Raw genomic sequence first — 21385 nt, 5'->3', positions numbered from 1 at the left:
GTGGCCTTCTACGCTTCGTCCTGGGACGGGAGCCTACCTCGCGAGGGCGGCGCAGAGCTGCGGGCACGCGGGTGTGCGGCCACATAGACCTCACGGAGTTGGTCGACGGTCACCAGCGTGTACACCTGGGTGGTCGTGACCGAGGCGTGCCCGAGGAGCTCCTGGACGACCCGGACGTCCGCCCCGCCCTCCAGCAGGTGGGTGGCGAAGGAGTGCCGCAGCGTGTGGGGGGTGACCGTCGTGGACAGCCCGGCCCGCGCGGCCGCGGTCCGCAGCACTGACCAGGCGCTCTGCCGCGACAGCCGGCCGCCGCGGGCGTTGAGGAACAGCGCCGGCGTCCCCCGACCCGTCCCGACCAGCACCGGCCGGGCCCGGACCAGGTACGCGTCGACGGCCTCCCAGGCGTAGCTGCCCAGCGGGACGACGCGGTCCTTGCCGCCCTTGCCGCGCAGCAGCACGGTCCCGGTCTCGGCGTCGAGATCGTCGCGGTCGAGGCCGACCGCCTCGGAGATGCGCGCGCCGCAGCCGTAGAGCACCTCGAGCAGCGCGCGGTCGCGCAGCACCCGCGGTCCCTCGCCCACCGAGGCCGCCTCCAGCAGCCGCTCGACCTGGGCCAGCGGGATCGCCTTGGGCAGTCGTCGCGGCGGCGTCGGCGGGCGGACGGCCCCGGCCGGGTCGCCGTCGGACAGCCCCTCGCGGTGCAGGAACCGGTGCAGCCCCCGGACGGCGACCACAGTGCGCGCCGCCGAACTGGCACCCAGCGCGACCCGGCCCTCGTCGCCCTCGCGCAGGCTGCGCAGGAACGCCGTGACGTCCTCCTCCTCGACCTTCTCCGGCGCGTCGCGGCCGCGGTCGCGCAGGAACTCGGTGTAGCGCCGCAGGTCGCGGCGGTAGGAGGCGAGCGTGTTGGCGGCCAGCCCGCGCTCGACGGCGAGGTGGTCGAGGTAGCCGCGGACGGCACGCTCGAGCGCGGACTCGGTGGTGTCCATCGGTGGCGGCTCCCGTGGATGTCGCTGGTGCTTGGACCTGTTAATGCAGGACCTTCTCCAGCGGGACGGACGGCAGGCCGTGCGCCTCGGCGACCGGCTCGTAGACGATAGCGCCGTCGTGCACGTTCACGCCCTTCGCCAGCGCCGCGTCGGCTCGCGCGGCGTCGCGCCAGCCCCGGTTGGCCAGCTCGACGGCGTACGGCAGCGTGACGTTCGTCAGCGCGTACGTCGAGGTATGCGGTACCGCGCCGGGCATGTTGGCGACACAGTAGAAGATCGACTCGTGCACCCGGAACGTCGGGTCGTCGTGCGTGGTGGGCCGCGAGTTCTCGAAGCAGCCGCCCTGGTCGATGGCGATGTCGACCAGCACACTGCCCGGGCGCATGCGCGACACCAGCTCGTCGGAGACCAGCTTCGGCGCCTTCGCCCCGGGCACGAGGACGGCGCCGATCACCAGGTCGGCGTCGACGACGGCGTTCTCGATCTCGAACAGGTTCGACGCGATGGTCTGCGCCGTGCCGCCGTACAACGCCTCGACGTCGCGCAGCCGGGCGACGTTCTTGTCCAGCACCCAGACGTCGGCCTGCATGCCCATCGCGATGACGGCGGCGTTCATGCCGGCCATCCCGGCGCCGATGACCACCACCTTGGCCGATTTCACTCCCGGCACACCGCCCAGCAGGATGCCGCGGCCGCCCTGCGCCCGCTCCAGCACGTGCGCGCCGACCTGCGTCGCCATCCGCCCGGCGACCTCGCTCATCGGCGCCAGCAGCGGCAGGTGGCCGTCGGCCGTCTCGACGGTCTCGTAGGCGATGGCGGTGGTGCCGGAGTCGAGCAGCGCCTGCGTGCACTCCTCCGACGCCGCGAGATGCAGGTAGGTGAAGAGGATCTGGTCGCGGCGCATGCGGTGGTACTCCTCCGCGACCGGCTCCTTCACCTTCAGCACCAGGTCGGCGGCGTCCCAGACGGCATCGGCGTCGGGCGCGATCCGAGCGCCGGCCTGGAGGTACTCCTCGTCGCGCACCGACGAGCCGAGCCCGGCGCCGGCCTGCACCAGCACGTCGTGACCGTTGCGGACGAACTCGTGCACCCCGGCCGGCGTGATGGCCACGCGGTACTCGTTGTTCTTGACCTCGGTAGGTATGCCGACCAGCACTAGGCGTCCACCTCTTCCGTACTCCCGACGACGCTGTCGGGCCGCCGCCCCCGTGTGGACGGCGGCCCGAGTCTAAGTCGACTCGCGTCCTGCCGTCTCGGTCCTGTCATGACTAGTGTGATCCCCGTTTCCGCCGCCGCGCTCGTCGTGATGCGCCGCGGCGCCGTCGAGCACGCTCGCCCCATCGTGGCGCAGCCGACGAGGTGAACGCGAGCAGTCCCACAAGACATCCGATCTATCCGGTGTCCGCGCACCATGTTGCGAATCGAGAAATCGACCCTAGACGGCCCGGTATCGCACGGTTTAGCCTCAGATCGCGCAAGTTCGCTCAACACGAGATGACCACGGCGCCATTCGGACCGGCCCACCTCCGGAGTGCGTCCTCAAGTCACCGCTCACGCGTGCCAGGCCCGAGGAGAGGCGAGATGCCGACAATGCTCCGACCATTGGCCACTCCGTTCGCCACCGCCGTCCAGGAAGGAACAGGCCGATGCCGCGCTTGAGGTACCTCGTCGCTGCGGCGACCACGTTCGCTTCCGTACTGGCGGCGACGGCCGCCGCCGGCAGCCCCGAGGCACAGACGCTGAACGACCCGGCGGCGGCGACCGAGGCTGCCGGCGCGCCCACCGGAATCGACGCGGTGATCCCGCGCCCGGTCGCCTGGGCCGCTGGCGGCGACGGCGTCGTGCGCCTGGACGACACGTCGCGGCTGCTCATCGACCCGGCGGCGCGGGCGCTGACGGCGCTGCCGGCGGGCGAGGCAGAGTTCCCCGGCCCGGTCACACAGACCACACAGGACCTGGCCCGGCTGCTGCGGGACGAGCTGGCCGAGGTCACCGGCATCACCCTCCCCGTCTCCCGGGCCGTCCAGCATCCACGGCCGGGGGACGTGGTGCTGCGGCTCGTCGACGACGCCGGCCTCGGCGCCGAGGGCTACCGGTGGGACAGCACGGACGGGCCGATCGTGATCGAGGCGGCCACGACGCACGGTCTCTACTACGGTTCGCGCACGCTGCTGCAACTGCTGAGCACCGACCCGCACCACCGCGACGTGCCAGCGGGGACGGCGACCGACGTGCCCGCCCAAGCCGTCCGGATGGTGCAGCTGGACGCCGGGCGCCGGTACTGGTCCATGGAGTACCTGGAGAACCTCATCCGGCGCATGGGCCAGGTGAAGCTCAACACCTTGTTCCTGCACTTGTCCGAGTCCGAGGGCTTCCGGCTGAACAGCCCTCGGTTCCCAGGGCTCGCCGACCCGGGCAGCTCCTACGACCGCGCCGACATCGAGCGGCTCAAGGCGCTGGCCGCAGAGCACCACGTCCAGATCATGGGCGGGATCGACGTACCAGGGCACGCCACCCACCTCAGCGAGACCTTCGACATCGGCATGGGCTCCGGCGCGAACGCGTGCACCGGGGCGCACACGCACTCTCACTTGACCGCGAACTGGATCATCGACATGACCAGCGCGGCGGCCGTGCAGAAGACGAAGGAGATCGTGGCCGAATTCTCCAGCTGGTTCGACGCCCCGCTGTTCTCCGTCGGCGCCGACGAGCTGCCCGGCCAGCTGGCATCGTGCCCCAAGGTGCAGGAGACCATCGCCGCGGACCCCGAGCTGGACACCCTGGGCGACCTGCTCAGCCGTTACATCAACGTCCTCGACGAGGTCATCACCGCGAACGGAGCCCGCACGGCCATCTTCAGCGGCGTCGAGAACATGAGCTCCCCGCAGCAGGACGTCAACCCCTCTGTCGTCCATCTCACCTGGGAGAACGAGAGCTCGGAGCCGGAGATCCCCGGGCACGACGAGATCGCCATCGGGCCCTTCTATCTGACGCCGAACAACTACCACGACCTCTACCCGGACGTGCCTTGGATCTACGAGACCTGGGCGCCGAGCACCGCGCCGGACATGCTCGGCTCCGGCATGCCGAGCTGGGCCGACTACAACTTCTGGGCCGACGACCAGTACTTCGAGGACCTGATGGCGCTGGGCCGGGTGGCGCTGGCCGACCGCTCGTGGAACGGCTCGACCGCACCGGACACGGTCGCCGAGTTCACCCGCCGTGTGGAGGCGCTGGCCGACCCGGTCGGCGTGCGGCCGCTTCCGACGACCCCGCGCGTCGACGACGGCCGGCCCAGCCACCGCTGGACCTTCGACCACGCCGACTACCCCTCCGGCTGGACGTGGGCCGGCAGCCCCGGCAACACGATCATGGTCGAGGACGTCGCCGGCGACCTGCCCGGCACCAGCTACATCATCAACAACCCGACCGTGGTCGACGGCGGCGTCGACGGCGAGGCGTTCCGGTTCGACCACCGACGTGACGGAGTCGGGTTCGGCGGTGTCGACGTCACCGAGCCGTGGACGGTGTCTGCCTGGGTCAACCTGTCCGCCGATACCGCCGACCAGGTGCTGCTGGCCTCGAACGACGGCGCGCTCAAGCTGCGCCAGGCCGGCACGGGCAAGGTCGGATTCACCCGGTTCGGGGTCGCCGACTACTCCTTCGAGTTCACGCTCCCCGCGGGTCGCTGGGTTCACCTGACGTGGGTCGCCACCCCCGGCGACACTTCCCTCTACGCCGACGGGCAGCGCGTCGGAACGATCGCCGCGTCGATCCCGCTGCCGCTGCGCTCGATCGGCACCCCGGCTGCCTCGCTCTTCGGCGACCTGGACGAGATGCTCACCTGGGACGAGGCGCTGAGCCCGGAGCAGGTGGCCGACCACTTCGCGGAGTACGACCGGCCGGCATGGGACTACCAGCCCACGGTCGCCTCGCTGAACAGCCACGAGACGCCGCAGTGGTTCCACGACGACAAGTTCGGCATCTTCATCCACTGGGGCGCCTACTCAGTGCCGGCCTGGGGCCCGCGCGGCTCCTACGCCGAGTGGTACTGGAACTACATGAACAGCTCCGGCAGCCCGACGAACGCCCACCACCGCACCACGTACGGGGCCGACGTTCCCTACGATCGGTTCATCGACCAATGGCGGGCGGAGGAGTTCGATCCCGAGGCGTGGGTGCGGCTCTTCGAGGACGCCGGCGCGAACTACTTCGTTCTGACCAGCAAGCACCACGAGGGGGTCGCGCTGTACGACTCGCACGTGAGTGGGCGCGACACCGTCGATCTCGGGCCGCGGCGCGACCTCGCCGGGGAGCTGTTCGCCGCCGCCCGGGAGCACACCGACCTCAAGGCCGGCTTCTACTACTCGCTCTACGAATGGTTCAACCCGTCGTACACCGGCAACCCGGTTCGCAACCCGTACACGGGCGAGACGGTTCCCTACACCGGCGCCCCCGCCGTATCGGACTACGTCGACGAGTACATGCTGCCCCAGGTGCGTGAGCTGATCGATCGGTACGACCCGGACATCCTGTGGTGCGACGGTCAGTGGGAGAAGCCGGCGGACTACTGGCGCATGGCGCCGGTACTCGCCGAGTTCTACAACGGGGCGAAGAACAGGCCCGAGCCCAAGGAGGTCGCCGTCGCCAACCGGTGCAAGATCCAGACAGGCGCGCTGGACTCGCCGGAGCTGGACTTCCAGACCCCGGAGTACACGGTCAAGCCGGACATCGACCCCAACAAGTGGGAGTCCAGCCGCGGCATCGCGCACTCGTACGGGTACAACCGGAACGAGCCGATCGAGGACTACCTCACCTCGGACGAGCTGGTCGACTCGCTGATCGACATCGTCTCCAAGAACGGGAACCTGCTCTTGAACGTCGGTCCCCAGGCCGACGGCAGGATCCCGGCGCTGCAGGAGCAGCGGCTGCGCGACATAGGCGCGTGGCTGGACGTCAACGGCGAGGCCATCTATGGCACCACGTACTTCAACCGGGCCGAGGAGCCGGCCTCCGCGGTGCCTGTCCGCTACACCGTCAGCGGTGGCACGCTCTACGCCATCGCCCTCAGCTGGCCGGGCGACACCCTGACCCTGGGCGGCGACCTGCCGTTCGGCGACGAGACCCGGGTCACCCTGCTCGGCTCGGACGGCACGCTGCCGTGGAGCCGGACCGACGGCGGCACCGTCGAGGTCCGCATGCTGGCCGCCGGCGAGGACGCGACCAGCAGTGAGCACGCGTTCGTCTTCAAGATCGAGAATCCGGGTGTGAGCGCCCTCCCCCGCACCACGCTCACCGCCCCGGAGGAGATCGCCGCGGGCACGACGACTACGGCCACGGCCACCGTGGTCAACCCGTCGCCGCTGCCCAGCCAGCCCGGCGAGCTGACGGTCACCGCCCCGCCGGGGTGGATGGTCAGCCCGATTACGCACGACGTGCCCGGCCTCGAGACCGATGAGACCTACACGGTGCCGGTCACCGTCACCGTGCCGGACGACGCGGCGTCGGCCGAGTACGGCCTGACCGTCACCACCACCATCGGCGGGCTCTCGACCGCCGCGCACGCGAACGTGACAGTCGCCCTGCCGAACCTGTCCTTGGGCAAGCCGGTGGCGCAGGCGTCCCTGGCGTGGGGCGGGATTCCCGAACGCGCCGTCGACGGCAACGAGGACGGTGCCTACGGCGCCAACTCCGTCACGCACACCGCCGAGCCCTCCGACCAGGCCTGGTGGCAGGTCGACCTGGGCGTCTCCGCGGCCATCGAGACCGTCGGCATCTACAACCGCACCGACTGTTGTGCCGAGCGGCTGAGCAACTTCTGGGTGATGGTCAGCGAGAAGCCGTTCACGGCCGACTCCTTGGACGAGGCCCGCACGGCACCGGGTGTCACCGCCGTCCGCGTGGCCGGACCCGCGGGCCGGCCGTCGGTCGTGGAGCTACCTGAGGGCACCAGGGGCCGTCATGTCCGTATCCAGCTCGAGTCGGCCACCGATCCCCTGTCGCTCGCGGAGGTCGAAGTGCGCGGTCTCCCGGCCGGTGGATCGTAGCGACGGTGGCCAGGTGGACGCCGGCGCGCTCTGTCACCGGCCCGGCTTGTCGCCGGCCGGCCAGGGCGCGTCGACCGGTCGCAGCGCGTCGTAGCCGGATCCGCGCCGGGCCGCCCAGGCGGCGAGCACGCCGGCGCACAGCGTCGCGTTCTGCACGTCGCCGGCCAGGACCGCGGCGACGAGGTCGTCCAATGGCACCCATGCGACACCGAGGTCGGCCTCCTCCGCGACGCCGGCGAACCGGGCGTCGTCGGGCAGCGTCTCGATGCCGCGGGCCAGGAACACCCGGATCGCCTCGTCCGTCATGCCCGGCGAGGTGAGTAGGTCGACCAGCACCCGCCAGTCCCCCGCCCGCACGTGCCCCTCCTCGTACAGCTCGCGGGCGGCCGCCTCGTGCGGCGGCTCGCCGTCGACATCGCGCAGCCCGGCCGGCAGCTCGACCGGTCGCAGCCCGACGGGGTGCCGGTACTGCCGCACGACCAGCACGCGGTCCTCGTCGTCGACGGCGACGACGGCGACCGCGCCGGGGTGCACGACGACGTCGCGGACGAACTCCGACCCATCGACGGGCGACTGGACGGTGTCGCTGCGGACGGCGATGACCCGGCCCACGAAGCCGGTGATGGACGAGGTGACCGGCCAGCTCAGCGGCTCGTCGCGGGGCGCGCCCGGCCCGCTCACGACGACGGCCCCAGGCGCAGCGGCGCGGCCAGTGGGTCGAGCGAATCCCACGCGTACACCAGGATCGGCACGTCCTGGTCGCCGAAGCGGTCTGTGCGGCGTTCCGTCTCCACGCCGCCCAGCGCCTCGTAGAACCCGCGCGCGGCCTCGTTGGTCTCGATCACCTCGAGGTACAGCCGGTCCGGCGCGCCGGCGTCGTGGAGCCGCACCGCGGTCTCGGCCAGCAGCCGGCGGCCGATGCCGTGGCGCTTCAGGTCCGGCCGGACGTGCAGGTTGTCGAGGAAGTTGCCCAGCCGCGGATCGTGGTCGAGCACGGTGTGCGCGAACCCGGCCACTGCCAGCCCTGAATCGCGGGCGACCACCGTGATCGTGCCGTCGCGGTCGGCGAACCGGCCGGCCCAGCGGCCGGCCTGCCGGCCCGCCAGGTCGCCGTCGTCGAGGAACGCGTCCGGGACGTGCCCGCGGTAGGCCGACCGCCAGCTCCGCACGTGCAGCTCCGCGATGGCTGCGGCGTCGCCGTCGCCGGCCAGTTCGTAGACGTACCTCACCAGGGTCATCTCACTCCGTCCGCCGCAGGAGCGCCAGGTACATCGCGTCGGTGCCGTGCCGGTGCGGCCACAGCTGGACGTCCGGCCCGTCGCCGAGGTCGGGGACGCCGGGCAGGTACGGCCGCGCGTCGACCCGCTCGACGTCGCCCCGGCCGCTCAGGACGTCGTCGACGACGGTGACCGTCTCGGCCAGGTGCGGAGAGCAGGTGACGTACGCGACCAGCCCGCCGGGGCGGACCGACCACAGCGCGGAACGGAGCAGGTCGGCCTGCAGCCGCCGCAGCCCGGCGACGTCGGCCGGACGGCGCCGCCAGCGCGCCTCGGGCCGCCGCCGCAGTGCGCCGAGCCCGGTGCACGGCGCGTCCAGCAGCACTCGGTCGAAGTCGGCCTCGGGCCAGCTCGGCTGCGTCGCGTCGCCGACCAGCACCTCGTGCTCGCCGGGGTCGCCGGCCAGCGCCTGCGCCACCAGCCGGGCGCGGTGCTCGTGCTGCTCGACGGCGAGCAGCCGGCCGCCGTGCTGCGTGAGCAGGCCCGCGAGCAGTGCCGCCTTGCCACCCGGCCCGGCACAGAGGTCGAGCCAGCGCTCATCCGGCGGCTCGACCGGCGCAGTGGCCAGCGCGAGTGCGACCAGCTGGCTGCCCTCGTCCTGCACTCCGGCGCGGCCCTCGCGGACCGCGGCCAGCCGCGCGGGCGTCCCGGACTCGACGACGGCGCCGTACGGCGACCAGCGGGCCGGCCGCGCGCCGGACTCGACCAGCTCCTCGACGGTGGCCCGGCCGGGCCGGACGGCGACGCTCACTTCGGCCGGCTCGTTGTCCGCGCGCAGCGCCGCCTCCAGCTCCGCATCGTCGCCGCCCAGGGCGTCGCGCAGCGCCCGGACGATCCACGCCGGGTGGGCGTGCCGGAAGGCCAGGTAGCCCGCCAGGTCCTCGTCCCGGGACGGCGCCAGCTCGGCCGCCCAGCCGTCCAGGTCGCGCTCGCCGACCCGCCGCAGCACCGCGTTGGCCAGCCGCGCGGCGCCCTCGTTGACGTGCCGGCGGACCAGGTCGACGCTGGTCGACACCGCCGCGTGCGCCGGTACGCGCGTGGCCAGCAGCTGGTGGGCGCCGAGCCGGAGCGCGTCCAGCAGCGGCGGGTCGAGGTCGGCCAGCGGCCTCGTCACGCACGCCGCGACGACCGCGTCGTACGTCCCCTGGCCGCGCAGCGTCCCGTACGCCAGCTCCGTCGCCAGACCGGCGTCGCGGCCGCGCAGCTCGTGCCGGCGCAGCGCCGCGGGCATGGCGAGGTTGGCGTACGCGTCGTCGGCGGAGACCGCGCGCATGACGTCGAACGCGGCCTCGCGGGAGGAGTCGCCCTTCTCGCGCCTCACGCGCCGAGTCGCTCCCCCGGCTCCGGCCGGACGCCGCGGGCCCAGTCGGCGGCCGGCATCGCCTTCTTGCCCTGCGGCTGCACCTCGCTGAGCACGACGGCGTGGCTGCCGGTCCCCACGCGGACGCCGGACTTCTCGACCACGAGCTCGCCGGGCGCCAGGCCGTCGCGGCCGCGTTCCATGGTGACGGGGCGCAGCTTCAGCCGCTCGCCCCGGAACGTCGTCCAGGCGCCGGGCGCGGGCGTGCAGCCGCGAACCACGCGGTCGACCCGCAGCGCCGGCGCCGTCCAATCCACCCGTGCGTCCTCGACGGTCAGCTTCGGCGCCAGCGACACGCCGTCGGCCGGCTGTGGCTGCGGGCGCAGCGACCCGTCCTCGATGCCGTCGAGCGTGCGCACCAGCAGGTCGGCGCCGGACAGCGCCAGCCGGTACAGCAGGTCGCCGCTGGTGTCGGTGGGGCGGATCTCCTCGGTGACCAGGCCGTACACCGGCCCCGTGTCGAGACCCTCCTCCAGCTGGAACGTGCACGCGCCGGTGATGTCGTCGCCGGCCAGCACCGCGTGCTGCACCGGCGCGGCGCCGCGCCAGGCAGGCAGCAGCGAGAAGTGCAGGTTCACCCAGCCGTGCTTCGGCACGTCGAGCGCCGTCTTCGGGATCAGCCCGCCGTACGCGACGATCGGCGCGCAGTCCGGCGCCAGGTCGCCCAGCCGCTCGAGGAACTCCGGGTCGCGCGGGCGCCGGGGCTTGAGGGTCTCCACCCCCGCCTCGGCCGCGACCTCCGCCACCGGCGACGGGGTCAGCTTCCGGCCCCGCCCAGCCGGCGCGTCGGGCCGCGTCAGGACGGCGATCACCTCATGCCGCGACCCGAGCACCGCCCGCAGCGACGGGACGGCGACCTCCGGGGTTCCGGCGAACAGCACGCGCATGAGCGCCGAGCCTATCCGGCCGCAGGCCCGCCGCGCTCACTCGCCGAGGTCGACGATGGCGGCGACCGGGCCGCCGCCGTCCGGGCCCTGGTGGGCGGCCGACACCGACACGAACGCCGCCGGGTCGCCGGTCACCGACGCCGTGACGCCGCCGACCGCGGCCTTGATCTGCCGGTGCCAGTGCACGTCGGAGTCGTCCAACATGGCGTTGCGGCGGCCCCGGACGACGCCGTCCTGGCTGACCTCGCACTTGAGGAACACGTTGACCAGCCGGCCGTCGAGGTCGTCCGGGTGCGGCCGGTCCGGCAGCTTCAGCCCGGCGTCGCGGATGGCCGCCCAGATGCCGTCTGCGTCGATCGCGTCGCGCATGACGGAGTGGCCGATGCGGTACCGCCCGCCGACGCCGCGCACGTTCCCGACCACGACGACCTGCGCCCGGTCCAGCTCGACGCCGGATGAGCAGGACGCGACCGACGAGTACAGCGACCGGTCGTGCAGCACCGCGTCGTCGTCCGGCATGGAGATCTCGCCCAGCGCCACCGCGACGCCCAGGCCGGTGCATCCGTTGGACAGGTCCATCGACTCATGCGTGTTCTCCGTCCACACCGCCTTGCCGCGCGCCTTGGCGTCGCGGATGGTGTGGATGGTCAGCAGCGGCGTCTTCGTCTGCACGTAGTGGACGTCGGCGGGGTCGGTGATGCCCGCACGCTCCATGCCGACCCGGACCGCGGCGGCGACCTTCTCGATCATGCCGCGGCGGCCGATCTCCTCGGGCAGGATCGGCTCGCTCATCGCGAAGCCGACGGACAGCCGCGGCTCGTCGGTCGCCTCGGCCGAGGCCGCCGAGAGCGTCGCGAACACAGTCGCGTGCGGGCTGAGCACGCCGTCGGTGCCGCCGGACCACACGATCGGGATCTGCTTGACCTCCTCCGGCGTCCGCGCGCCCTTCTCGACCAGGACCTCGCGGAAGGCGCGGTCGGCGATGATCCGCGTGTAGTCGTTGACCCCGCCGTTGCCCTCGGTCTTCCCGACGACGGCGATGACGCGGTCGGCCTCCATGACCCCCGAGTCGATCAGCTCCGCGAGCCCGGAAGCGTCGCTGACGTGCGTGATCGGCACCTTGCGGACCTCGATCGGCTCAGGCATGCCCGGCCACCTCTCGTGTGATGTCTGCTGGCAGTACGGTCGTCCCGGCCCCATCCATGTCCGCGCGGACGGCCTCGGCGATTCGAGTGAGCGTGGTGATGACGGCGCGCCGGCCGCCCTGCTCGACGAACCGGCAGGCCGCCTCGACCTTCGGGCCCATGCTCCCGGACGCGAAGTGCCCCTCGGCGGCGTAACCGCGCAGGGTGGCGACGTCGACGGTGCCGACGGCGCGCTCGTGCGGGGTGCCGAAGCCGAGCACGGCGCCGTCGACGTCGGTCGCGATGATCAGCGCCTCGGCGCCGAGCGCCCGGCCGAGCAGGGCCGCGCCCAGGTCCTTGTCGATGACCGCCTCGACGCCGCGGATCGACCCGTCCGGCGCGCGCACGACGGGAACGCCGCCGCCCCCGTTCGCGACGACCACGAACCCGGCGGCCAGCAGCGCGGCCGCCGCCGGCGCGTCGAGCACCTCCAGCGGCTCCGGGCTGGCGACCACCCGCCGCCAGCCGCGCGGCCCGCGGTCCTCCCAGGTCTCGCCGTGGTCGATCAGCGGCGCGGCCTCCTCGCGCGGCAGGTACCGCCCGATCGGCTTGGTCGGCCGGGCGAACCCCGGGTCCGCGGCGTCGACCAGCGTCCGCGTGACGACGGCGGCCACCCGGCGGCGCACCCCACGCGCGGCCAGCGCCCGCTCCAGCGCGTTCACGACGATGAAGCCGATGGTCCCCTGCGTTTGGGCGCCGCACCAGTCCAGCGGCACCGGCGGCACCACGCTCGCCGCGAGCTGGTTCTTGACCAGCAGGTTCCCCACCTGCGGCCCATTGCCGTGGGTCAGCACGACGTCGTAGCCGGCGGCCACGAGGTCGGCCACCGGCTCCATCGCGGCGGTGACCGCGGCGACCTGGTCGCGCGGCCGCGCTCGCCCGTCCTCCGACGTCATGGCGTTGCCGCCCAGCGCGATCAGCACCCGCACGCGCCGAGCCTACGGACCCGCCCCGCCCGCCACGACGGTGATCTTCGCCCAATCGGCCCCCGCCGTTCGGCAACGATCGCCGATCCGTCCCGCGCCACCGGGCATGATGGGTCCCGGCCACCCGTCGACCCCGGAGGTGCCCATGGCCGGCACCGGCTTCCCGCCGGACACCAGGCTCACCGGCTGGCGACGCTGTCGCGCGAGCTCAGCCGCTAGGCCGCCACACCAGTGTTGATCTTGGAGTTGTTCGGCCATCCATCGGACATTTCACCCGCGAGAGCCGAACAACTCCAAGATCAACGCGGGAAGCTGACGGAGCCCCGGCAGCCCGCTAGCCCTCCGCCAGCCAGGCACGTACCGTCTCGTCATGCTCGCCCAGCAGCGGCGGCGCGGCGTGCCGCTTCGGCGGCGCGTCGTCGAAGCGGACGGCCGGGCCGGGCAGTTGGACGGTGCCCAGCAGCGGGTGTTCGACGTCGACCAGCAGGCCCTGCGAGCGGGTCTGCTCCCACTCGTACACCTCGTCGAGGCTGCGCACCTTGCCGCTGGCGATGCCAGCGGCGTCGAGCCGGGCCAGCCAGTGGTCACGCGGGTGCGCGGCGAACGCCTTCTCGATCTCGGCGACGAGCTCGTCGCGGTGCTGCACCCGCAGCCGGTTGGTGGCGAACCGCGGGTCGTCCGGGTCGAGCCCGGCGACGGCGGCGAACGCGCGCCAGGAGACGTCGTTGCCGACGGCGACCTGCAGCGCGCCGTCGGCGGCGTTGAACAGCCCGTACGGCGCGATCGACGGGTGGTGGTTGCCGATGGCGTGCGGCAGCTCGCCGGCCACCGTCCACCGAGTGCCCTGGAACGCGTGCACGCCGACCAGCGCCGACAGCAGCGACGTGCGCACCACCCGGCCGCGGCCGGTCCGTTCCCGCTCCAGCAGCGCCGCGAGCAGGCCGGACACGCCGTACATGCCGGCCAGCAGGTCGCCGATCGGGACGCCGACCTTCGCCGGGTGGCCCGGCTCGCCGGTGAGGCTCATGATGCCGGCCTCGCCCTGGGCGATCTGGTCGTAACCGGCCCGGCCCGCCTCGGGGCCGTCCGGCCCGAACCCGGTGATGGACAGCACGACCAGCCGCGGGTTGATCTCGTGCAGCCGCTCGACGCCGAAGCCGAGGCGCTCGAGGACGCCGGTGCGGAAGTTCTCGATCAGCACGTCGGCCCGCTCGACCAGCCGGGTGAGCAGCTCCTTGCCGGCCTCGGACTTGAGGTCGGCGGTGACCGACTCCTTGTTGCGGTTGCAGGACAGGAAGTACGACGACACCGGCTGGTCGTTGGGGCCGAGGAACGGCGGACCCCAGGTGCGCGACTCGTCGCCGTGGCCCGGCGCCTCGACCTTGATGACGCGGGCGCCGAGGTCGCCGAGCATCATGCCCGCGTGGGGCCCGGCCAGCGCGCGGCTGAGGTCGACGACCACGTAGCCGGCGAGCGGTCCGGCATCGGCGAACTCCTGCGTGTCGGCCATCGTCACAGATTACGCTGGGCGACCATGATCAACGACCGCCGGTTGTCGCGGCGTGGGGCCCTCGGCCTGTTCGGTGCTCTCGGTCTGACGGCGACGGGGCTCGCCGGCTGCTCGTCGTCCGACGACACCGCTGACGCCGCCACCACTTCCACCCCCGAGCCGGTCCCCACCAGCGCCGACGACGCCTGGGCGGCGCTCGCGGCGGGCAACGAGCGGTTCGCGAACGGCGAGCCGCGGCACCCGCACGAGGACCGGCCGTACCGGGAGTCGCTGGTCGCCGGTCAGCACCCGATCGCCTGCGTCCTCAGCTGCGCTGACTCGCGGGTCGCGCCGGAGCTGGTGTTCGACCAGGGGCTGGGCGATCTGTTCACCGTCCGCTCGGCCGGCGAGGTTCTCGACGACGCCGTCCTGGGCAGCATCGAGTACGCCGTCGAGCACGTCGCCGTGCCGCTCGTCGTGGTGCTCGGGCACGCCGGCTGCGGCGCCGTCGCGGCCACCGTCGACGTCGTCCGTGGCGGCCCGGCGCCCGACGGCTCGATCGCCGCGCTGGTCCAGGCGATCGAGCCGGCCGTCCGTGGCGTGAGCGCCGGCGGCGACGACGCGGCGTACCTCGCCGCCTGCGTCGAGGCGCAGGCCCGCAGCGCCGCGGCGGCGCTCGCCGACGCGTCGCCGATCGTCCGCGAGGCGGTCGCCGACGGCCGCACGTCCGTCGTCGCCGGCGTCTACGACCTCGCGTCCGGCCGCGTCAGCCAGCTCTGAACGACCGGCGGGTCGGCCGGCGTCGGCCGGTCGTGCCCGTCGTCGCGCACCGGCCGCACGGGGAGCGGCCGGATGTCACGCCGCGCGGCGGCGCGCACCGCGACGGGTTGCGGTGCCGGCGGTCGCGTCCGCCGATGCTGGGCGGGCAGTGACGGCGACACCGGCGGCTCCGGGCGCGCCGGCCGCACGAACAGGTTCTCCCTCTCCTCGACCGGCAGGTCGTCCTCGTCGTCCTCGCGCGGGGCGAGCTCGACCGGCGACACGGCGATCACCGTGAAGCCGGCCAGCAGCACCGCACCGAGCCCGATCGTGAACGGCACCAGGAACTCCGTCGCCGATGCACCCGGAACCAGGTCGCTCGGCTCCGCGACCTCGGCCGACACCGCCGCCATCGCGGTGTAGTGCATGCTGCTCACGGCGACGCCCATCACCAGCGCGGCGGCGATCGCGCCGCCGAGGCTGCGGATGGTGAACACCAGCCACAGGGCCGCGGTCGCCGCCAGGACGGCGATCGCCACCGAGGCCGCCACGAGGTCGGCCCGGTAGTGGATCGACCCGTTGATCTGCACCGAGGCCATGCCGCTGTAGTGCATGGCCGCGACGCCCACACCGGTGCCCAGCCCGCCGAACAGCAGGGCGCGATTTCGATCTTTCCCGTAACCGACCATCAGCACGCCGCCGCCGACCACGAGGAAAGCGACGACCAAACTGATCAAGGTGAGCGATACGTTGTAGCGCACCGGGCTGCCGGAAACCCGGAATCCCAGCATTGCGATGAAGTGCAGCGTCCAGATCCCGGCGGCCAGCGACGCCGCACCGGTGATCAGCCAGTTGCGCCGCGCACCACCGGTGGAAGCCCTCGCACGAACGGTGCACATCAGCCCGATCACAGCCGCCATGACCATGAAGACGTACCCGATCGCCGGCGTGGTCACACCATGGGTGAAATGATCCACTTCACTCGTTGCCGACAGCAATTCAGCCCCCCGGTTGAATAGCGACGTGGTGGCATCTCGCGGTAGCCACCAGGGGGAGCATGGGATACCGACACTATTGTCGTCAATACCAGATGTGTCCGCTTTGCCGTGAGGGAGGCCTCAGAGCCGGTCGACGGCGGCGAACGTGGCGCCGCCGGACAGCCGGGCGTAGCCCGGGCCGCGGTCGAAGAACGGCTCGTCGCCGGTGCGCGCCGCCCGCCGTTCTGCCCGCAGCGCGGCCGTCGCCCCGTCGTCCACGACCGGATCGTCCAGCGGCCCGCGCATCACCACGCCGTAGTCCTCGCCGGCCCCGTCGAGGGACACCTTCCGCCAGCGCACGTCGCGCAGCACCTCGTCGACCGGCCGGTCCAGAGGGTCGCCCCAGCCACCGCCGCCGGTGGTCCGGATCCGGATCACCTCGCCGGCCCGCACCGGCTCGGCGTCGGCCAGCGCGTCGACCTCGCGTTCGTGCGGGCCGCCGGGGTCGATCGTCACCGAGAACGGCCGCCCGGCCCGCCCGCCACGCACGCCCCAGCAGGACAGGATCGACCGGTCCGCGATCGACATGAAGTGCGCGTCGCGCAGCATCCGGATGTGCTTCTCGTAGCCGAGGCCGCCGCGGTACCGGCCCGGCCCGCCGGAGTCGACCGCCAGCCCCAGCTTCTCGACGACGAACGGGAACCGCGACTCGCTGAACTCCGTCGGCAGGTTCCGCGAGTCCGGGACCACGTGGATGGTGTCCTCGCCGTCGGCGTAGTACCGCCCGCCCGACCCGCCGCCCAGCACCTCGCGCATGAGGTACGGCCGTCCATCCAGGTCGTCGCCGTAGACGCCGGTGTAGCGGATCGTCTCCTGGTCCGCCGGCATCCGCCCGTCGACCGCCTTGGCGAGTACGCCGGCCAGCACGCCGAGCAGCCGCAGGATCACGAACGTCCGGGCGTTCGTGGGCGCCGGGAACACCGGCGTCAGCAGCGTGCCGGGCGGCGGGAAGCGCAGCTCGATCAGCGGCACGACGCCCTCGTTGACCTCCAGCTCGGCCATCCGCTCCGGCGAGTCGGCGAGGTTGCGCAGGATCGGAGCCAGCCACTTCTTCAGGAACGCGCCGTCGGCGTAGTCGCCGCAGTGGTTGATCGGCCCCTTCGCCTGCGGCCCGGTGCCGGCGAAGTCGATGACCAGCCGGTCGTCCAGCTTCGTCAAGGTCATCCGCTGCGTGTGCAGCTTCGGCGGGTCGACGCCGTCGTGCTCGGCGTAGTCCTCCCAGACGTACGTGCCGGCCGGGATCTTCGCCAGGATCTCCCGGCGGAACGTCTGCGTCGTCTTGTCCAGGATCGCGTCGAAGCAGGCCTCGACGTCCTCGCGGCCATACCGCTCGAACAGCTCGGCCAGCCGGCGTGCGCCCATGAGGCAGGCGGCGCACTCGGCGTCGAGGTCGGCGGCCAGCGACTCCGGCATGCGCGAGTTGCGGGTCATGATCTTCAGCGCGGCCTCGTTCGGCACGCCCTGGTCCCAGAGCCGGATCGGCGGGACCATCAGGCCCTCCTCGAACACGCTGGTGGCGTGCGAGGGCATCGAGCCGGGCACGGTGCCGCCGATGTCGTCGTGGTGCCCGAAGGCCTGCACGAACGCCACCACTTCCCCGTCGTGGAAGACGGGTGCGGTGACGCACAGGTCCGGCAGGTGCCCGATGCCGCCCTCGGACAGGTAGACGTCGTTGTGGAAGAACACGTCGCCGGGCCGCATCGTCCCGATCGGGTAGTCGCGGACCACCGGGTGCACCAGCGCGGAGTACGAGCGGCCGGTCAGCTTGCGCAGCCGCCGGTCGTGGATGCCGGCGCGGTAGTCGTGCGCGTCGCGGATCATCGGCGAGCGCGACGTGCGTCCGATGGCGGTCTCGACCTCCTTCTCGACCGACGTCAGGTAGCCCTCGACGATCTCGACCAGGATCGGGTCGGCGGTCATGCTCACGACATCAGTCGGTCGGCTCATCGGGCGCCTCCCGGGTGATCAGCAGGTTCCCGTGCGCGTCGACGACGGCGCGGAAGCCCGGGTGGACCGGGACGGTGGAGCCGAACTCCTCGACGACGGCCGGCCCGGCGACGGTGTCGCCGGCGCCCAGCGCGGTGCGGTCGTAGATCGCGGTGGCCGTCCGCCCGTCGCCGAAGTCGACCGGACGGGACGTGCGCGGCGCTGCCCCCGTCCCGCCAGGCGCCACCCGCAGCGCCGGGCGGGCGATCGGGCCGACGCCGGTGACCCGCAGGTTCACCCACTCGACCTCCTGCCGCGCGTCGCGGGCGAAGTCGTACCCGTAGAGCCGGCGATGGGCGGCGTGGAAGGCGCCGGCGACCGCGTCCGCGAGCGCGGTCGTGACCGGACCGTCGGGGACGTCGACCCGCACCTCGTAGGCCTGGCCGAAGTAGCGCAGGTCGGCGGTGCGCAGGAACCGCCGTTCTCCCGCCGGGAAGCCCTCGCGGGCCAGCGCGGCGTCGGCCTCGGCGCGCAGGTCGTCGAAGATCTTGCCGACGGCGTCCGGGTCGACCACGGCGTGCCGTGCGACCGCCGTCCGCACGTAGTCGTTGCGCACGTCGACCGTCAGCAGGCCATACGCGGACAGGTTGCCGGGGTCCGGCGGGACCAGCACACCGGCCAGCCCGAGCACGTCGGCCAGCCGGCAGGCCAGCAGCGATCCGGAGCCGCCGAAGCTGACCAGGTGGAAGTCGCGCACGTCCATGCCGCGGGTGACGGTGACCTGGCGCAGCGCGTTGGCCTGGTTCCACGCGGAGATCTCCAGGATGCCGGCGGCGCAGCGCTCGGGCGTCAGGCCGAGGCGTCCGGCCAGCTCCGTGATGCCGGATCGGGCGGCGCCGATGTCCAGCGGGATCTCGCCGCCGAGCAGGTGCGGCGGGATCCGGCCGAGCAGCAGGTGCGCGTCGGTGACGGTCGGCTCGGTGCCGCCGGTGCCGTAGCAGAGCGGGCCCGGATCGGCGCCGGCCGATCGCGGGCCGACCTTGAGCGTGCCCTCCGGGCTGAGCCAGGCGATCGACCCGCCGCCGGCGCCGACGGTGACGACGTCGATCATCGGGATCTTGCTCGGGTAGGCGCCGACGCTGCCCTCCGTCGTCAGCGCCGGGTGCCCGTCGACCACGACCGCGACGTCGGTGGAGGTGCCGCCGCCGTCCAGTGTGAGGACGCTGGCCAACCCGGCCGCCTGGGCGACGACCGCGGCGCCCAGCGCGCCGGCCGCCGGGCCGGACAGCACCGTCGAGATCGGCTGCCGGACCACCTCGTCGGCCGACAGCACGCCGCCGTTGGACTTCATGACGTAGAAGGGCGGCGGCTCGCCGGTGTCGCGGAGCGTGGCGAGGCGGTCGGCGATGGTGCGGACATAGCGGGCGATGCTCGGCTTCACCGCGGCGTCGACCAGCGTCGTCACGCTTCGCTCGTACTCGCGGTACTCCCGCAGCACCTCGGCCGAAATCGAGACGACGGCGTCCGGGTGCTCCCGCGCGAGGACGTCGCGCATGCGCAGCTCGTGCTCGGGGTTGGCGTAGGAGTGCAGGAAGCAGACGCCGATGGTGGCGATGCCGCGGTCGCGGAAGAACCGGGCGGCGGCGACGGCGTCGTCCTCGCTGAACGGGCGGAGCTCGCTGCCGTCGTGGGCGAGCCGGCCCCCGACGGTGCGGACGAGGTCCGCCGGGACGATGCGCGGCGGCTTCACCCAGAAGTAGCTGTTGCCGTAGCCGTCCGGGACCGACTGCCGGGCGATCTCCAGCACGTGCGCGTACCCCTCGGTCGTGACGAAGCCGAGGCGGTCGACCTTCCCCTCCAGCAGCCGGTTCGTCGCGACGGTGGTGCCGTGCACGACGGCGGCGACGTCCGCGGCGTCGGCGCCGAGCCGAGCGAGGATCTTGTGGATGCCGGCCATGAAGCCCTCGGCGGGGTCGGCCGGCGTCGACGGCGTCTTCGTGCTCGCCTGCCGGCCGGTCTCCTCGTCGACGGCGACGACGTCGGTGAACGTGCCGCCGGTGTCGATGCCGATGCGGATCATGGACATGCGGACGATTCAACCGGCGGCGCGCCGTGCCCGGCGTCGGCAACTGGTGCCAACGGTGAGCCGTCGCCGTCGTGAACCGCTCCGTCGCGCAGCGCCGCGCCGAGCGCCGTCGTGCGGTAGAGGACGGACCGGCCGTGCCGCTCCCCCGCGACCAGCCCGTTCTCGCGCAGCACCCGCAGGTGCTGGCCGACGGCGCTGGGCGTGACGCCGAGCGCGCGGGCGAGATCGGTGGTCGACGCGGGCGAACGCAGCGCGTCCAGCAGCGCGGCCCGGGCTCGCCCGAGCAGCCGGACGGTCGCGCCGGCGGGCGGCGGGCCGAGCCGCACGCTCCACAGCGCCCCGGCGCCGCGGGCCGGGTAGCGCACCGTCGTCTGGGTCGACGTGCGCCGTTTGATCAGCACGTACGCCGACCCGAGCACCACCGGCATCAGCACCAGCCCACCCGGCCCGCGGTCGACGGCGGAGTCCTCGCGCCAGCGGTCGCCGCCCAGCCGCAGCCGGCCGTCGCGCCAGCTCAGGTCCGGGTGCAGGTCGGCGAAGAGCGCCGCCGCTCCCCCGCGGGCCAGCCGCCGGGCCCGATGAGCGACGTCGGCCTCGAGCACGGCGCGGATGCGCGGCCAGTGCCGCCCGACCAGGCGGTCGTGGGCGGCGCGCAGCTCTGCGGCCAGCTCGTCGAGGCCGGCGGCCGGGTCGGCGGCGAGGGCGGCGACGGCCGCCGGTTCCGGCGTGTCTCCGTACCGGCGACGCAGGTTGGCGCGGACGTTCTCGGCCGGCGTGCGGCGCAGCGCGGCCAGATCGTCGTCGATCGATCCGCCCGGTCCGGCCGGCGCCGGGACCAGGAACTCCGGCCAGCCCGGCCCGGTGCCGAACAGCAGCGGCCAGGTGAGCGGCAGCGCCAGCGGCGCCCGGGCCAGCTCGGCGCGGGCCCAGCGCAGCCAGGGCTCGTGCACGGCCTGCCGGTCCTCGCCGGCCAGCTGCCGTAGCGCGGCCACGGTCTCCGACAGCGGCGACACCGCGAACCGGGTGGCCGCCAGGTCGTCCACCCTCAGCTCGACCGTCAGCGCCATGGTCCCACTGTGTAGCAGAGCGCTACATGGTGCCGCCCGGACCGGCGGCCCGGTGACGATCGCCGGCATGGCTCCCTACCGCCGGTTCGCGGCCGCGACCAGCCTCACCGCCGCGGGCGACGGCGTGTTCGCGGCCGCCGTGCCGCTGCTGGCGGCGACCCTGACCCGGGATCCTCGGCTGGTCTCGGTCGTCGCCGCGGCGACCTACCTGCCGTGGCTGTTGTTCTCGCTCCCGGCCGGCGCGCTGGTCGACCGGCACGACCGGGCCGGGCTGCTGTGGCGCGGCGTGGCGGTGCAGGCGGGGCTCGCCGGGGTGGTCGCGGTGCTGGCGGCGACCGGGCGGCTGGGGGT

Annotated in this window: 16 protein-coding genes; 3 read left to right on the top strand and 13 right to left on the bottom strand. The window is 73.3% G+C overall.

Annotated elements, in window-relative coordinates; genetic code table 11:
- Positions 1 to 8: 8 nt before the first annotated feature.
- Complete coding sequence (gene xerD / locus E1262_RS27035) at positions 9 to 989, bottom strand: site-specific tyrosine recombinase XerD (protein ID WP_132107458.1); 981 nt, start codon at positions 987 to 989, stop codon at positions 9 to 11.
- Positions 990 to 1029: 40 nt separating this feature from the next.
- Positions 1030 to 2145 carry an alanine dehydrogenase gene (gene ald / locus E1262_RS27030; RefSeq protein WP_132107457.1) on the bottom strand — a complete coding sequence of 372 codons (1116 nt, stop codon included), beginning with the start codon at positions 2143 to 2145 and terminating at the stop codon, positions 1030 to 1032.
- A gap of 490 nt (positions 2146 to 2635) precedes the next feature.
- Here ald and E1262_RS27025 point away from each other — a divergent pair, with 490 nt between their 5' ends.
- A complete protein-coding gene (locus E1262_RS27025) occupies positions 2636 to 7036 on the top strand; it encodes an alpha-L-fucosidase (protein ID WP_132107456.1) in 4401 nt (1466 codons plus the stop codon).
- Between the two features lie 33 nt (positions 7037 to 7069).
- On the opposite strand, the gene E1262_RS27020 is transcribed toward E1262_RS27025, so the two are convergent.
- The 7 genes from E1262_RS27020 to E1262_RS26990 all read right to left on the bottom strand — a co-directional run bounded on the left by E1262_RS27020 (position 7070) and on the right by E1262_RS26990 (position 14180).
- Positions 7070 to 7717, bottom strand: a complete 648-nt coding sequence (locus tag E1262_RS27020) for an NUDIX domain-containing protein (RefSeq protein ID WP_132107455.1) — start codon at positions 7715 to 7717, stop codon at positions 7070 to 7072.
- On the bottom strand, positions 7714 to 8274 hold the full coding sequence (locus E1262_RS27015) for a GNAT family N-acetyltransferase (protein WP_132107454.1): 561 nt from the start codon (positions 8272 to 8274) through the stop codon (positions 7714 to 7716). The genes E1262_RS27020 and E1262_RS27015 overlap by 4 nt, the downstream gene beginning before the upstream one ends.
- A 1-nt stretch (position 8275) precedes the next feature.
- Positions 8276 to 9634: an RsmB/NOP family class I SAM-dependent RNA methyltransferase gene (locus tag E1262_RS27010; protein ID WP_238993069.1), complete on the bottom strand. Its 1359-nt coding sequence runs from the start codon at positions 9632 to 9634 to the stop codon at positions 8276 to 8278.
- Entirely contained in the window at positions 9631 to 10560 is a 930-nt protein-coding gene (gene fmt, locus E1262_RS27005) for a methionyl-tRNA formyltransferase (protein ID WP_132107453.1), read from the bottom strand. Before fmt ends, E1262_RS27010 begins: the two co-directional genes overlap by 4 nt.
- Before the next feature lie 36 nt (positions 10561 to 10596).
- On the bottom strand, positions 10597 to 11706 hold the full coding sequence (gene bar / locus E1262_RS27000; protein WP_132107452.1) for a barbiturase: 1110 nt from the start codon (positions 11704 to 11706) through the stop codon (positions 10597 to 10599).
- Positions 11699 to 12673 carry a carbamate kinase gene (locus E1262_RS26995; RefSeq protein WP_132107451.1) on the bottom strand — a complete coding sequence of 325 codons (975 nt, stop codon included), beginning with the start codon at positions 12671 to 12673 and terminating at the stop codon, positions 11699 to 11701. Before E1262_RS26995 ends, bar begins: the two co-directional genes overlap by 8 nt.
- 331 nt (positions 12674 to 13004) lie before the next feature.
- On the bottom strand, positions 13005 to 14180 hold the full coding sequence (locus tag E1262_RS26990) for a CaiB/BaiF CoA transferase family protein (RefSeq protein WP_132107450.1): 1176 nt from the start codon (positions 14178 to 14180) through the stop codon (positions 13005 to 13007).
- Positions 14181 to 14204: 24 nt separating this feature from the next.
- On the opposite strand from E1262_RS26990, the gene E1262_RS26985 reads away from it, so the two are divergent.
- Positions 14205 to 14939 carry a carbonic anhydrase gene (locus E1262_RS26985; RefSeq protein ID WP_132107449.1) on the top strand — a complete coding sequence of 245 codons (735 nt, stop codon included), beginning with the start codon at positions 14205 to 14207 and terminating at the stop codon, positions 14937 to 14939.
- On the opposite strand, the gene E1262_RS26980 is transcribed toward E1262_RS26985, so the two are convergent.
- From E1262_RS26980 to E1262_RS26965, 4 genes are all read right to left on the bottom strand, one after another.
- Positions 14903 to 15874: an MHYT domain-containing protein gene (locus E1262_RS26980; protein ID WP_132107448.1), complete on the bottom strand. Its 972-nt coding sequence runs from the start codon at positions 15872 to 15874 to the stop codon at positions 14903 to 14905. The genes E1262_RS26985 and E1262_RS26980 overlap by 37 nt on opposite strands.
- A 162-nt stretch (positions 15875 to 16036) precedes the next feature.
- Positions 16037 to 17902 carry a hydantoinase B/oxoprolinase family protein gene (locus tag E1262_RS26975; protein WP_132107447.1) on the bottom strand — a complete coding sequence of 622 codons (1866 nt, stop codon included), beginning with the start codon at positions 17900 to 17902 and terminating at the stop codon, positions 16037 to 16039.
- Positions 17886 to 19967 (bottom strand): hydantoinase/oxoprolinase family protein, encoded by a 2082-nt coding sequence (locus E1262_RS26970; RefSeq protein WP_132107446.1) that lies wholly within the window; start codon positions 19965 to 19967, stop codon positions 17886 to 17888. Before E1262_RS26970 ends, E1262_RS26975 begins: the two co-directional genes overlap by 17 nt.
- Positions 19958 to 21034 carry an ArsR/SmtB family transcription factor gene (locus E1262_RS26965; RefSeq protein ID WP_203454517.1) on the bottom strand — a complete coding sequence of 359 codons (1077 nt, stop codon included), beginning with the start codon at positions 21032 to 21034 and terminating at the stop codon, positions 19958 to 19960. The genes E1262_RS26970 and E1262_RS26965 overlap by 10 nt, the downstream gene beginning before the upstream one ends.
- A gap of 67 nt (positions 21035 to 21101) precedes the next feature.
- On the opposite strand from E1262_RS26965, the gene E1262_RS26960 reads away from it, so the two are divergent.
- The coding region (locus E1262_RS26960; protein ID WP_162606105.1) for an MFS transporter at positions 21102 to 21385 on the top strand (284 nt) is incomplete at its 3' end.

Source organism: Jiangella aurantiaca (assembly GCF_004349105.1).
In the GTDB taxonomy this organism is placed as follows: Bacteria; Actinomycetota; Actinomycetes; order Jiangellales; family Jiangellaceae; genus Jiangella; species Jiangella aurantiaca.
Note: the sequence above shows the minus strand (reverse complement) of the source record. Positions and strands in the feature narration are given on the sequence as shown.